General features: G+C 54.3%; 16 protein-coding genes and 1 pseudogene. 1 reads left to right on the top strand and 16 read right to left on the bottom strand.

The annotated features are described in order from the left end of the window. The 7 genes and pseudogenes from DW949_RS13040 to DW949_RS13010 all read right to left on the bottom strand — a co-directional run. Positions 1-206, bottom strand: a pseudogene (locus DW949_RS13040) (YmfQ family protein); the annotation flags it as partial. Beyond that, complete coding sequence (locus tag DW949_RS13035) at positions 193-1,260, bottom strand: baseplate J/gp47 family protein (protein WP_118023628.1); 1,068 nt, start codon at positions 1,258-1,260, stop codon at positions 193-195. The pseudogene DW949_RS13040 and the gene DW949_RS13035, both read right to left, overlap by 14 nt. Beyond that, complete coding sequence (locus tag DW949_RS13030; protein ID WP_118023627.1) at positions 1,257-1,706, bottom strand: DUF2634 domain-containing protein; 450 nt, start codon at positions 1,704-1,706, stop codon at positions 1,257-1,259. The genes DW949_RS13035 and DW949_RS13030 overlap by 4 nt, the downstream gene beginning before the upstream one ends. Further along, entirely contained in the window at positions 1,699-2,118 is a 420-nt protein-coding gene (locus DW949_RS13025) for a DUF2577 domain-containing protein (RefSeq protein ID WP_065360657.1), read from the bottom strand. The genes DW949_RS13030 and DW949_RS13025 overlap by 8 nt, the downstream gene beginning before the upstream one ends. 6 nt (positions 2,119-2,124) lie before the next feature. After that, positions 2,125-3,639 carry a hypothetical protein gene (locus tag DW949_RS13020; protein ID WP_118023626.1) on the bottom strand — a complete coding sequence of 505 codons (1,515 nt, stop codon included), beginning with the start codon at positions 3,637-3,639 and terminating at the stop codon, positions 2,125-2,127. Beyond that, on the bottom strand, positions 3,614-4,348 hold the full coding sequence (locus tag DW949_RS13015; RefSeq protein ID WP_118023625.1) for a hypothetical protein: 735 nt from the start codon (positions 4,346-4,348) through the stop codon (positions 3,614-3,616). Before DW949_RS13015 ends, DW949_RS13020 begins: the two co-directional genes overlap by 26 nt. Then, a complete protein-coding gene (locus tag DW949_RS13010; protein ID WP_118023624.1) occupies positions 4,348-6,468 on the bottom strand; it encodes a phage tail tape measure protein in 2,121 nt (706 codons plus the stop codon). The genes DW949_RS13015 and DW949_RS13010 overlap by 1 nt, the downstream gene beginning before the upstream one ends. 79 nt (positions 6,469-6,547) lie before the next feature. On the opposite strand from DW949_RS13010, the gene DW949_RS13005 reads away from it, so the two are divergent. Next, positions 6,548-7,243, top strand: a complete 696-nt coding sequence (locus DW949_RS13005) for a hypothetical protein (protein WP_118023623.1) — start codon at positions 6,548-6,550, stop codon at positions 7,241-7,243. Between the two features lie 30 nt (positions 7,244-7,273). Here DW949_RS13005 and DW949_RS13685 read toward each other — a convergent pair whose 3' ends face one another. From DW949_RS13685 to DW949_RS12965, 9 genes are all read right to left on the bottom strand, one after another. Further along, on the bottom strand, positions 7,274-7,417 hold the full coding sequence (locus tag DW949_RS13685) for a hypothetical protein (protein WP_199595929.1): 144 nt from the start codon (positions 7,415-7,417) through the stop codon (positions 7,274-7,276). Between the two features lie 26 nt (positions 7,418-7,443). Beyond that, positions 7,444-7,860 carry a hypothetical protein gene (locus DW949_RS13000; protein ID WP_118023622.1) on the bottom strand — a complete coding sequence of 139 codons (417 nt, stop codon included), beginning with the start codon at positions 7,858-7,860 and terminating at the stop codon, positions 7,444-7,446. Between the two features lie 13 nt (positions 7,861-7,873). Further along, positions 7,874-8,302: a phage tail tube protein gene (locus tag DW949_RS12995; RefSeq protein ID WP_022227242.1), complete on the bottom strand. Its 429-nt coding sequence runs from the start codon at positions 8,300-8,302 to the stop codon at positions 7,874-7,876. Between the two features lie 14 nt (positions 8,303-8,316). Further along, entirely contained in the window at positions 8,317-9,399 is a 1,083-nt protein-coding gene (locus DW949_RS12990; RefSeq protein ID WP_118023621.1) for a phage tail sheath subtilisin-like domain-containing protein, read from the bottom strand. After that, the gene (locus DW949_RS12985; protein ID WP_118023620.1) at positions 9,380-9,844 is read right to left on the bottom strand and encodes a DUF6838 family protein; all 465 of its coding nucleotides are present in this window, start codon (positions 9,842-9,844) and stop codon (positions 9,380-9,382) included. The genes DW949_RS12990 and DW949_RS12985 overlap by 20 nt, the downstream gene beginning before the upstream one ends. Further along, positions 9,841-10,260, bottom strand: a complete 420-nt coding sequence (locus DW949_RS12980) for an HK97 gp10 family phage protein (RefSeq protein ID WP_118023619.1) — start codon at positions 10,258-10,260, stop codon at positions 9,841-9,843. The genes DW949_RS12985 and DW949_RS12980 overlap by 4 nt, the downstream gene beginning before the upstream one ends. Beyond that, positions 10,247-10,588 carry a phage head closure protein gene (locus DW949_RS12975; RefSeq protein ID WP_233539604.1) on the bottom strand — a complete coding sequence of 114 codons (342 nt, stop codon included), beginning with the start codon at positions 10,586-10,588 and terminating at the stop codon, positions 10,247-10,249. The genes DW949_RS12980 and DW949_RS12975 overlap by 14 nt, the downstream gene beginning before the upstream one ends. Positions 10,589-10,601: 13 nt before the next feature. After that, positions 10,602-10,883, bottom strand: a complete 282-nt coding sequence (locus DW949_RS12970) for a head-tail connector protein (protein ID WP_065360647.1) — start codon at positions 10,881-10,883, stop codon at positions 10,602-10,604. A gap of 3 nt (positions 10,884-10,886) precedes the next feature. Continuing rightward, a partial coding sequence (locus DW949_RS12965) for a phage major capsid protein (RefSeq protein WP_118023617.1) occupies positions 10,887-11,294 on the bottom strand: 408 nt, incomplete at its 5' end.

Here is an 11,294-nt window from a genome sequence, read left to right as displayed (position 1 = left end):
AGGAACGATTCATAAAGCGGCAGTGCCCAGGTGGCTGTGTTCACGAAGAAGTTGTCCACCAAATCCTGCAAGGCCAGACGCAGACGGTTATGCTCCGTGCTGCAGGTATCCGCCGTCTTCTTGAACACCGGGTCTTGCCCCAGGAATTTCGGCAGATAGTCCAGTACATCAACGGGGTACTGCCTCATCCATTCATTCGCTGACAAGGTTCAGCACCACCTTTCCGACTACCGGGATCTGCTCATTGGTCAGGCGGATGTTTTCTGCCTTGCCGCCGAGCTTCAGGTTCCGGTAGTCTGTAATCCCGTTCACGCCCAGAATGAGCCGCCCAATCTGTGCCAGGCTGACATAGGACAGGCTGAAACCCGTATTCTTGAAATAGGCAGACACAGCATCTGTCACCGCATCGGCATTGACGATGCCATACACTTCTGCCGTAATATCCACAGATACGGGTGCCGGAGATACCACAGTCACGGTGGCCCCGATGGGCCGCTGGGATTCGATGTACCGGGACACTTTCTGGATCAGTTCCTTGGAAGCTGATTCATTCTCTGCCGTTACGATGATGACTTTCACCGTACCGTTCCCGTTCCAGAGTGGGATGACCTTGCAGTTGCCCACCCCGTCCACGGACATGGCCCAGGAGCGGTAGTGGTTGGCGTTGCCGGACGTGATGGGCTGGCGGACCCGGAACAGGAGCCGTGCCAGAAGGGCCGCATCCGTTTCCTCATCAGCCCCGTCCGTGCATTTCTCCGGGTTTATTACGCTGTACACGTTGGGGATGGAATAAGGGATTTCCGTAATCGTCCCCGGTGCCACATTCCCTTTTCCCCCTGTATCTGCGGCCTGGACAGCAATGCTTGCTTCGGTTCCGTCAGATGGAATCGTAGCGGATTCTGTCGTATAGAAGCGCAGCCCGTCTTTCGTCTGGAACAGGCTGCCACGTATGATGTAAGCCCCGGACTGCCCGGTAACCGTCACTTGGCCATTGGCTTTCACCGCCTGTTTCCGCTGGATGCCGAATTCCTCGGCCCGGAGCGTCAGATAATCGCCCCAGGCTGTTTCGGCAAAAGCCGCGTCCCGCAGCATGGCCATCTCCGCATAGCTGTTCTCAAATTCCACAGCATTGGTATCAATCATGTCCCGGGCAAACGAGCCCTCGATAGCCGTCTTGTCCGTATCAGTCAGCGTGTGCAGGGTCTGCACCATGCGGCTTTCAATCTGGTCTTTAGTCTGGGCATCGAACAAATTGCTCATGCAAGGCTCCTTTCTGCGGTGACAGTCAGACTTTCATCGTTGTAAATGGATGTCACATCCACTAAAATAAACAAATCATCTTTCTCCTGCCGTTCCACATCTACCCGGTTGATCCGGGCAATATAGGGATTGATGGAAAGGCCCTCCCGGATGTTTTGGCGGATCTGGTCTGCCGTATAAATGTTGTTGGGCATCGTCCCCTGATATGGTTCGATGGTGATGCCGTATTCATCGTGATAGGCCAGATACCTGTACCGTTCTGTCATCAGAGCTTTATAAATCCACACCTTAAGGGCTTCGTCTTCCGTAACGGTAATGTTGTTCCCGTTCTCGTCATAGCGGAACCGGTGTTTCTCGAAGTCATAACCGTATTCCGCAAGGAGCGGCAATGTTTCTCTGGCAGCAGCATTCTCTCCGGATGCCATTGCCACAAAAGGATCAGCCATATCCGTCCAACCTCACAATCTCATCTAAAATCACATACTGCTGGATTTTCCCATTCACCAGCATGGGCATGATGGCGACTTTCATGCCCGGCTTCAAGGTATCTGTGGTAATCACTGAATCGGTGTAGTCGTTATGGATATCGTGGTTATGCGACTGGTAGGCCGCATCCCCGCTGCCGCCTGCCCGGTTCTGCGTAGCCGATACCAGATGGCCCCGGGCTGTCCTGCCATAGCCTGCCAGGAGGTAATGGGAAATCCACAGCTCCTCTTTGGTCAGGACGATGCCATTGTATTTCACCTGGATGTCCGGCGGGGATTGGAGTATCTCGCCAATCTGGATGGACGGGCTGTTGCTGCTCCGCGATACCTGCTCCATGAGGTTCAGCAGGCTGATATATGGATTTTTCTGCATTTCCCGTCACCCCCTTGACGTCTTGATGATGGTCGCCGGATAATAGTCGCTCCCCATGTCGATGCTCCCTTCGTAATGATGGAAACACCCGTACACGCTGGAACTATTGCCCCAGCAGCCGCCGTTGCCGTCATAGACCACGACATGCCAGTTCGGGTCCGGCTTGCTGTAGCGGTTGTACATGATGATGTCGCCTTTCTCCAGCTGTGCCGGGTCGTAGGGAATCGCCAGTCCCCGGGCTTCGGCATCGGCCCGGAGCTGGTCGCAGCCTTTGACGTTGTGGTTGTATTCCTGGGCAGCAAAGGGCGAATAACCAGCTGCGGCAACCGTCGCCCGGTCCACGCAGCCATTGGAGCCATAAGGCGAAACAGTGCCATCAAAATTCTCCATGCACGAATCCACCACATCGCCTCCGGCGGCATTCCCGCTCATGGACGCCCCGCTCCAGCTGCCCGAAGCGGCCGCTGCTGGCGGCACGTAATCCGGGTTCGCATTATAGGACGCACTGTCAAGCTCCTGTTTCTGCTCATCGAGCAGTTTATGGAAGACCAGATGCAGCTCCATGGTGTGCCTGTTCCCCTCAATCCGATGGCTGTCCGATTTGATGAAGAACCGCCCTTTGAGCTGTTCTTCCTGGATGTCCACGGAAAAGCCGGCGATGCACTGGATATGGCCGAGCGCCTTGACGGACATGTCATGGGCGACGGTCTTCAGCATGGCCCGGGCCTGCGAGGCATCGTCCTGCTTGGGGTCGGCCTTGCAGATGGCCTGGATGGTGCCAAACTTTTCGATGTCGGTCGTATTCGGCATCTCTCCTTTCGTCTGTCCTGCACTGTCTACCACGACTACTTTCGACACCATGTCTTCGATGGACTCGGACACAGATGCCCCAGTGAGATTCGTTTCATCGCTGATAAGGAAGTTCTCCACCACCTGGTCATTGGTACAGACCACATTCAGCTTCCCGTCCGTCATGTAGATGTGATACCCCTTGCCATCCTGTGCCGACTGGTAAGACAGCGCCTGCTTGATGGCATCGGTCGCTGAGATGTCATCGGCGATGAAACTGCATACCACAGAAAGGTCCGGCATCGTCCCGGCTTCAATCGAAAAGTCATGGATGGTCTGCCGGATGGCATCCGCCACGGTCACATTGGCGTATTTCCGGGTAATGCGGGATTTGGCCAGATAGATGATGTTGTCGAAGGCCACAAAGCGCATGGAATAAGACTCGCTGTCCCGGCTCCGGGAAAAGATGCGCCCCTGAAAAACGGGATACGTCTCCTGCGTGACCTCATCGGTATAGGAAAAACACACTTCATCTCCCAGCTCCAGAACGGCATTCGTCCAGTCCTTGTCTTTCGTGGTATAGGCGATATCAAATTCCAGCTTTCTCCCGGCCTGCTCCACATCGCCCGACCAGGTATAGGAAAGGGCATAGGCAGATAAGTCCGTGTTCTGCGGTTTATCTGCCTGCTGGTTTTCCGTATCGGCCTTATTTATCTTTGCCAACTGGAACATTTTCATCATTCCTTTTCAGGTTCATGGTCGTCAGCCGGATGATGTCCCCTGTTTTCAGGCCGCCGTTTCGGATAATGCTGCGGTAGACCTGGAACTTGGAGAACTGCTCCTTATTGAGCGTGACCGATTTTCCGACGGCCCGGCCCACGACGTTGCCGATGCTGTCGCCCGGATAATAGGTGATATTCTTCTTCAGTTTCTGCCAGAACGACTCAGGGCGTTTCTTCAGCCCCGTTGCCGGATCCGTTTTCCCTGTTTCCGCCGCTGTGACATAGCGGTATTCCGTCAGCGCCAGTTCATAATACACATCGCCGCTGCCGTCCTTTTCCCCGAACTTGAAAGAGCTGATCAGGCAGGGCATGGAGATGGGCGTGTCCGATACCGTGAGCTGGCAGACCTCGCCGCCTGTACGCATGGCTTCCAGTTCGGCGATATAGGTATAAGGCGACAGTGTCATCATGGCAAAGGGATAATCTTGGGCGGGGAAAAATCCCGCCAGCGTCAGGGACTTCAGCCCGGTCCTGCCTTTCATGAGATACTCCCCGTAGTTGTTGATATTCACCGTGCCATGATTCGTATTGACGGAAACCATCAGTTCCGAAGGCAGCACGGGAAAGGTCACGACAGAGCTGCCCGCAGCCAGGGAAATCGTCAGATCCTGTGACGCCTGCCCGATGGCATTCAGGATGGATTCTAATAATGAGGCCATCAGATGGTAGCTCCTTTCATGCGGTTCATGCCGTACAGCCGGATCTTTTCCACCAGCTTGTCGGCTACGGCATCGATGTCCTGCTCGCTGCGGACGTTCATCGTGTCGATGCGGATAGTGATGGCGTGGCTGCCTGCGTTCATAGCCTGCCGGATGCTTTCATCATGCGGGACCACGGTACTGCCGTTTGGCAGGTGGACCAGCTCGCCCCGGCGATCTTCGTTGATGACCGCAAAACCACCGCCAAAGTTCTCGACGCCTCCGGCAAAATGACTGATGGGTTCAATATTGAATCCCACATGAGTCGGCGCCCCGCCTGTCAGAGACGGGATGTCAATGGACAGACCGTTGACGCTGGCAATGAGTCCGTTCACCTGGTCGATAACCCAGTTCACGCCGCTCCGGAAAGTATCCTTGATGCTCTCCCAGATGCTGGAAGCCGTCTCGCTGATGCCGTTCATGGCTCCGTCCCAGGCCGAAGCAATCCATTGCATCCCGGCATCCACAGCATCCGACACCGCCTGGATGGCCTGTTCGATATACTGCGAAACCGTATCCCAGTTGCTCCAGAGGAGATACAGCCCTGCGATGACGGCAGCGATGACAATCAGGATGGGATTGGCCATCGCTGCTGCGCCGACTGCCCGGATGACCGTAATCATCAGCCTGCCCACTGTCAGTAACGTACTGCCCATGCCTTTGGCAACGATGGCGATGCCTCTTGCCACCGTGATGAGGCCCTTGAACTGGGCAGCCAGATACTTCGATACGCTCCCGGCCTTGCTGATGCCCGCGGCGATGGAGCTGAACGTCCCAAAGGCCCGTCCGCCTATCGTCAGCACCCGTCCCAGGGTGGAACCGAAGAGCTGGAAGGTCACGATGCCGAAAGCCACCTGGCCGATCAGCGTCTTCTGCTCCGGCGTCAGCGACCGGAACCAGGCCGCCAGTTCCTTCACCCGCAGGGACATGGTCTTGAAATAAGGGGTAAAGGAAACAGCCAGGTCCATCCCGGCATTCTTCAGCTGGTTCATAGCAATCTGCATCTGCTCCGACGGGGTCAGCATCTTCTCATAGGCTTCCCGGGTCATGCCGGCAGACTGGGCCATCTGGTCCATGACCTTATCGAAATCCCCGGCTCCCTTGCCCGTCAGGACCAGGATGCTGTTCAGGCCCTCGACAGAACCAAAGAGCTGGGCCATCTGTTCGGCATCACCGTCCGTGGCCCGCTTCACTTCGCCCAGGAACTTCACCCATCCTACGCTCTGCAAATGAGCCGCGTTGAACTCAAGACCAAGGGACTGAGCCAGTTTCGCCGCTTCAGAAGACGGCTTCAGAATGTTGCTGTAGGCCGCCTTGAGTCCTGTAATGGCCTCGCTGGTCCGGATACCGTTCTTGGTCAGGACGGCGATGGAACCGAACAGTTCCTGGGTGCTGACATTGAGCTGTGCCGCAATGGGGATGACGTTGCCCATGGACTGGGCCATCTCGCCAAAGGATGTCTTGCCGAAGTTCTGTGCCAGGAGCATCTGGTCCGTCACCGCCGTGGCCTCTTCTGCCGATTTACCATAGGCATTGAGGACGGTCGTGACGCCGTTTACGGCAGTTGTCGTATCTGTGAACCCGGCCTTGGCGGCGATGGTCATATCCTTGACAAAGCCTACAGCATGGCCGGCATCAACACCCGCCGAGATGGCCTGGTAGACCGATTCGGAAAGGTCGGCAACGCCTGCCCCGGTCTCATCGCTGACAGCACGGATTTCATCACTGACCTTCTGCATGGAAACGACCGTCGTATCCACCAGAGTCGAAATTTTGGCGATGCCATTGGCAAAGTCGCTGTGCAGCTTGAAGCCTGCCGTCGCAGCCGCCAGGATAGGTGCCGACAGCAGGGCCATCTTGTCTGACATACCGGAAATCTTGCTTCCCGTCTGCTCGATGCTCTTTGCCGTCCGTTTCTGGATGCGCTCATGCTCCGTCAGCTTGTCCGACAGGCCGCTGATCGATTGTTTTGCCGCCGCCATCTGGGCCTTCATGGTTCCCAGGATGGCATTGACGCTCCGCACCGTCGGCGTGAACAAATCCCGCAAACGGATAGCAGCATCGATGACGTTATTGGCCAATAGATATCACCTCTCAATGTTGTTACAGCTATAAAAATATAGTAAGATAAAAGAAATCTATCTTTACGGAGGAATTCCAATGCGCTATTTCAATGAAACAGAAAAAAGATTAGCTGAACGATATCACCATATGGAACTTGGAACTTGCAAAATCTGTGAAGAATGTCATAAGAGAGAGCGTTTATCCTTGCCGATTGGCTGTTGGTGCGTAGGTTCCGATTTTAATAAAACTTCCAAGAGAATTCTATTTGTCGGTAAAAATGCCAGAAACAATCCCGGCACGATTGAAGACGGCTTCCGCAATCCCTTTCAATATACCCGTGAATCTCTGTGGAACAAAAGCTGGCCATACTGGAGCTATACTCGTGCTATCACTCTGAGAATATTCGGTGACGATTCCATAGAACACATCGCATTTACCAATATTGTCAAATGCAACAATTCCGGAGGAAAGGATACTACCTCAGATTTTGTAAAATCCAACTGTATCCTAAACCTAAAAGTCCTTCAGCAGGAATTAAAGGTAATACATCCTACTCATGTCATTTTTTATACATCTTGGTATTATGACGATTACATCCCTAACGTCTTTGACCGTTATAATATTCATTACAACGGTTTTAAAGATATTGGGAAAAGAAAAATGCCCTGGCAGGAAGCCATTTCCACACTGGGCAATCAAACCTTTCATGTACTACGTGTCGGCCACCCACAATGCAAGAAAAAAAGCGACTTCGTCTATGAAATATCTAAGTGGATTGAGCCTACCTTATGACTTTATGCCAGATAGCCGTATTTTCAGCAGTTAATCCGATAATGCTGAAGATACTTTTTTATTGCGTTCTTCCATCTCATAGTGGATGAAGGCATACAGCACCTGCCGTTCACCGTATCCCAGTTTCATGACCGCTGACGGCAGCAGGTGATGCTCCCGGAACAGGAGATACATCGCCTGCACTTCGCCATCGGTCCGGATCAGTTTTTTACGGCTTTGTCTGCCTTTTCCTGGGTCGTATAACCGTTGAGTTCCGTAATCTGTGCCGTGAGGTCGGCGATTTCGCCTGCCAGGAAGAGCTTGCGGATGATGTCGCCAGGGAGTACGGCCCCGAATTTTTCCAGCAGGTCCTTGTTCTTGAGGTCTGGGTCGGCAATCCCTGCCAGGAGCGTCTGGGTCTGCATCTGATAAATGTCGATGTTATCGGCACTGCCGTTGGTGAAGTCCACGGCCATCTTCTGAATATCCGCATAGCGTTCCGGATCGATGGCCCGGAGCGTGATGACAAAATCAAACCCGAACAGCTTCGAGAGCCGTTCCATCTTCACTTTCTTCTCAGGCCGTTCGGCCAGCTTGTTCACTACATCTGCTTTCAGCAGCCGGTCTACCATATTCATGTGCTTGTTCTCCTTATGCTAAATCCAGTAAATCCCAATCCGAGAAGGTGAAGCTGTAGCTTTCCTCGCCCATCTTGTCCACTTCCCAGTCGGCCAGAATCAGGCTGTCAAAGGTCGCATCCTTGATGACGATGCGCTCGCTGCCGATAGCATCCTTGTCATCCAGGACGGAGACGATAGTCACGACAGTCTGCCTGCCCGCCTTGATGTTGTCGTTCATCTTCCGGATCATGTAGCTCGACACCTTATGCAGCTTCAGCTGGCCTTTGCAGTCGTAGCCTGTGACCTTGTAGCCCTTGCCCACATGGCGGAGCATCTTTACTTCTTCCTTGGTCAGCGTGACCTCGGCCTTGAATGCCGTTGCTTCGGCCATGAGGTCGCCGTCGATATACAGATCGGCGTACTTGCCGTTCATGACCCGTTTGGCTTCCATACTGTTCATCCGGCTTCACCTCCTCAGATATTGATGGTAATCGTCACGTCTTCCATGGCATCCAGCAGCGATGCCTTGACGGCGATGAACACATTGCTGCCGATATTGGCCAGCTTGATGTCCATATCGGACATGTCTGCCAATTCCGCCTTGGTGTATTTTCCGTTGGATTCCAGCCATATCTTCGTGGATTCCACATCGATATAGGCTGTGTTCTGGTCCTGTTCCAGCAGCCCTTCCTGGGCCAGCTGGTCAAGATATCCCTGGATGGCCGTCACCAGGAGACAGCGATTCGCATAGCTGTTGGCGTACTTCCCGAGGTAATGGTCCTGGGCCGTCGTGCGGATATCATCGTGCATCATATCCATCAGGTCCACGAGTTTGATTTTCTGGAAACTCGTCCCCTTGTCCTGGATGGTGGTCACCAGGGAGTTGATGCCCCGGGCCAGTTTCACCTTTTCGCCGTCAAAGAAAAAGAACAGCTTCCCTGCCCCGGCCATGGTGTCCATTTCCTCTTTCGTCCAGACATCGCAGCCGATGACTTCCGGCAGCGGTGCGTAGGTGCAGGAAATCGTCATGGGCGTCCCGGCGATGATGCCGGCAATGCGGCTGCAGTACTGGGCCGTCGTATAGGTCTTGCTCTTCGTGCGGATGGTCTTGTTGACGAAGTTGATGACGCCTTCCGTATCTGCCGTACAGTCTGGCAGGACGGCCTTGATCATCTTGTCTTTATTGGTACGCATCCCCTTGACCCAGGTGGCGATGGTATCGATGTGCGACGTTCCGATGTCCGGGATGACCAGGTAATCGAAGCGCTTGTTCTCGATGACCTTCAGGATATCCGTATAGTCCTCGGCTTCACTGCTGATGATTTCGGCGATGACCTTCTTCGGGCTGTTCACATAGCCCCGGAGCGCCAGTTCTAGCTGCTCCCGGTTGCTGTCGGACAGTTCCTTGGGGATGTCATCTGCCGTGTACAGGGTCACTTCCGTCACCGAAGGCAGTGTTTCTTCCTTCAGGATCATGAGGACAATGCCGCGCTCGCTGCGCTCGATGGCACTGATGCCTTTTTCTTTGAACACGACATTAATGGATGGCATTTTCATATTTCGTTGTCTCCTTTCCCCGATACCGCTGATGCAGCACTTTCATCCGTTCGGCTGCTTCCGTTTCATCGGCGGAATCGTAGTACTGGACGGTCAGCGTCAGCCGGCCGCCGTCGTTGTCGGACCCGATGAGTTCCTCGTTCATCGATCGGACAGCAAAAAACCTGTCCTGGACGGCAATCCCGTCACGGAACAGGTCTTCTGCAGCAGCCAGCACTTCATAGATGGATACACTGGCCGTCTGCTTCTGCGGTATATAGGTGATGTACATATCTGTATCCCGGTACACTTCCTTGCGTCCCTGGGGCGAAGCCACCGTCATCGTCTTCAGGAAAAACGCTGGCGGACAGAACCCTTCCTTCACTTCCTGCAGGTACACGGGATACGGGAACCGTTCCTTCAGCTTCTGCTGTATGGCCTGCAGGATGTCAATGTCATGGATCATGTGCCGCCTGCTTTCTTCAGGAGCTTTTTCGCCAGTTTCTCCAGGCCTGGCTGCAATTCCCGGGCTTTGAAGGCTTTGACGGATTTCTCCGTATAATGCTGGCCTTCATAATAGCCAACGGTCCTGCCGCCCGGCGTTTTCTTGACATGGCCGTTATTGAGCAGGTGATGGACCGGGTGCCGATTGACCAGTTCATAGGTCAGCTCCGAACCGTTATAGCCTTCCACCTTGTGCTTCCAGCCTTTCTTCAGCTTGCCCGTGCTGCCTTCCGGCGTGTTCTTCACGCATTCCTTCCTGAGCTTGTTGCCAATCGTCACTAGGCCCTTTTCAGCAGTGCCGGGAAACTCTTCAATGATAGAAAGCAGTTTTTCCGAAAGGTCATCCAATCCTTTGACCTCAAAGTCATTTCCGCTCATTGTCCGTCCCCCTCACTTCTTCCGTGCAGTACAGTTCCAGGGCTTCGTGGCGCATGTACGGGTCCACGATGGTATCGATATCGTACAGGTGATTCTGGTACTTCACCTTCATGTCGTGGGTAACGCCAGGACGCCAGCGGATGGTGATTTTGCTGTACTCCGTGTCCGCCTTGCGTTCCATCTCATAGAACACTTTGCCCCGGGCAGGCTCGATGGATGCCCAGCAGCGGTACACCACGACGTCGGTCTGGGTGTCGAAGCCGTACGCATCCATTGCCGCCTGCTTCCCCAGGATTTCAATCCGTTTGTTCAAAAGCCCGGTCTTCATGGGCATCCCCCTTTCAAAAACAGCTCCGCCGCACCCCGAACAGCAGCCACCGCAGCCGCTTCAGCAGGCCGGAATAATCGGCTTCTTCCCGATGCTCATACAAAAAGGCAGCGGCATAGAGGATGGCTTCATGAAACACGACGGGATTCTCTTCGGCATCCGCTTCCTCGCAGCGGGCTAAGTCCAGGCACAAGGCCTGGGCCGTTTCCAGGGAAGACAGGATGACGTCATCATTGGACGTATCATCTTCATCAATCCGTAGATATTCCCTGGCTTCTTCCAGGCTGACCAGCATGGCTTAGCCCTTCGCCTTCATCTCCAGGGCCTTGACCGCTTCCTTCAACATCAGCATGCCATCGACGCGCTGGCTTGCGAGGAAACCAATCTGGCCGTTGGCGGCATACAGTTCGTTGAGCCGCTTGAAGGAGCGGTATTCCCGGTCGGCAATCCAATAGTAGCTGAAATCGCCGAAGAGCATGGGACGGTTGCCGGCCGCCAGTTCCGGAGCAAAGGATGTGCAGTAGCAGGGACGGTTCAGGATGGTATCCGGCGTCCCGGCCGTGACGGACGGCTGCCAGATGTAGTTGCCGTTGTTGTCCTTGACCTTACGCAGGGCCTTGATAGTGGAATCGTTCAGGAGCCATACGGCCTTGCGGCGGTACGGGATGCGCAGGGAATGATACAGGTCGATGACATCATCAAAGGT

Origin of the sequence: Megasphaera sp. AM44-1BH (assembly GCF_003467125.1) — a bacterium.
Lineage (GTDB): Bacteria > Bacillota > Negativicutes > Veillonellales > Megasphaeraceae > Megasphaera.
The sequence above is the reverse complement of the archived record's forward strand: the minus strand, read 5'-3'. Positions and strand labels throughout refer to the sequence as shown.

Coding starts and splice junctions, on each gene's coding strand:
- DW949_RS13025 (WP_065360657.1), bottom strand. CDS start 2,118: ATGCAGAAAAATCCATATATCAGCCTGCTGAACCTCATGGAGCAGGTA.
- DW949_RS12970 (WP_065360647.1), bottom strand. CDS start 10,883: ATGCTGGTCAGCCTGGAAGAAGCCAGGGAATATCTACGGATTGATGAA.
- DW949_RS13020 (WP_118023626.1), bottom strand. CDS start 3,639: ATGTTCCAGTTGGCAAAGATAAATAAGGCCGATACGGAAAACCAGCAG.
- DW949_RS13000 (WP_118023622.1), bottom strand. CDS start 7,860: ATGAATATGGTAGACCGGCTGCTGAAAGCAGATGTAGTGAACAAGCTG.
- DW949_RS13015 (WP_118023625.1), bottom strand. CDS start 4,348: ATGGCCTCATTATTAGAATCCATCCTGAATGCCATCGGGCAGGCGTCA.
- DW949_RS13685 (WP_199595929.1), bottom strand. CDS start 7,417: ATGTATCTCCTGTTCCGGGAGCATCACCTGCTGCCGTCAGCGGTCATG.
- DW949_RS13030 (WP_118023627.1), bottom strand. CDS start 1,706: ATGGCTGATCCTTTTGTGGCAATGGCATCCGGAGAGAATGCTGCTGCC.
- DW949_RS12975 (WP_233539604.1), bottom strand. CDS start 10,588: ATGAAGACCGGGCTTTTGAACAAACGGATTGAAATCCTGGGGAAGCAG.
- DW949_RS12980 (WP_118023619.1), bottom strand. CDS start 10,260: ATGAGCGGAAATGACTTTGAGGTCAAAGGATTGGATGACCTTTCGGAA.
- DW949_RS12990 (WP_118023621.1), bottom strand. CDS start 9,399: ATGAAAATGCCATCCATTAATGTCGTGTTCAAAGAAAAAGGCATCAGT.
- DW949_RS12985 (WP_118023620.1), bottom strand. CDS start 9,844: ATGATCCATGACATTGACATCCTGCAGGCCATACAGCAGAAGCTGAAG.
- DW949_RS12995 (WP_022227242.1), bottom strand. CDS start 8,302: ATGAACAGTATGGAAGCCAAACGGGTCATGAACGGCAAGTACGCCGAT.
- DW949_RS13005 (WP_118023623.1), top strand. CDS start 6,548: ATGCGCTATTTCAATGAAACAGAAAAAAGATTAGCTGAACGATATCAC.
- DW949_RS13035 (WP_118023628.1), bottom strand. CDS start 1,260: ATGAGCAATTTGTTCGATGCCCAGACTAAAGACCAGATTGAAAGCCGC.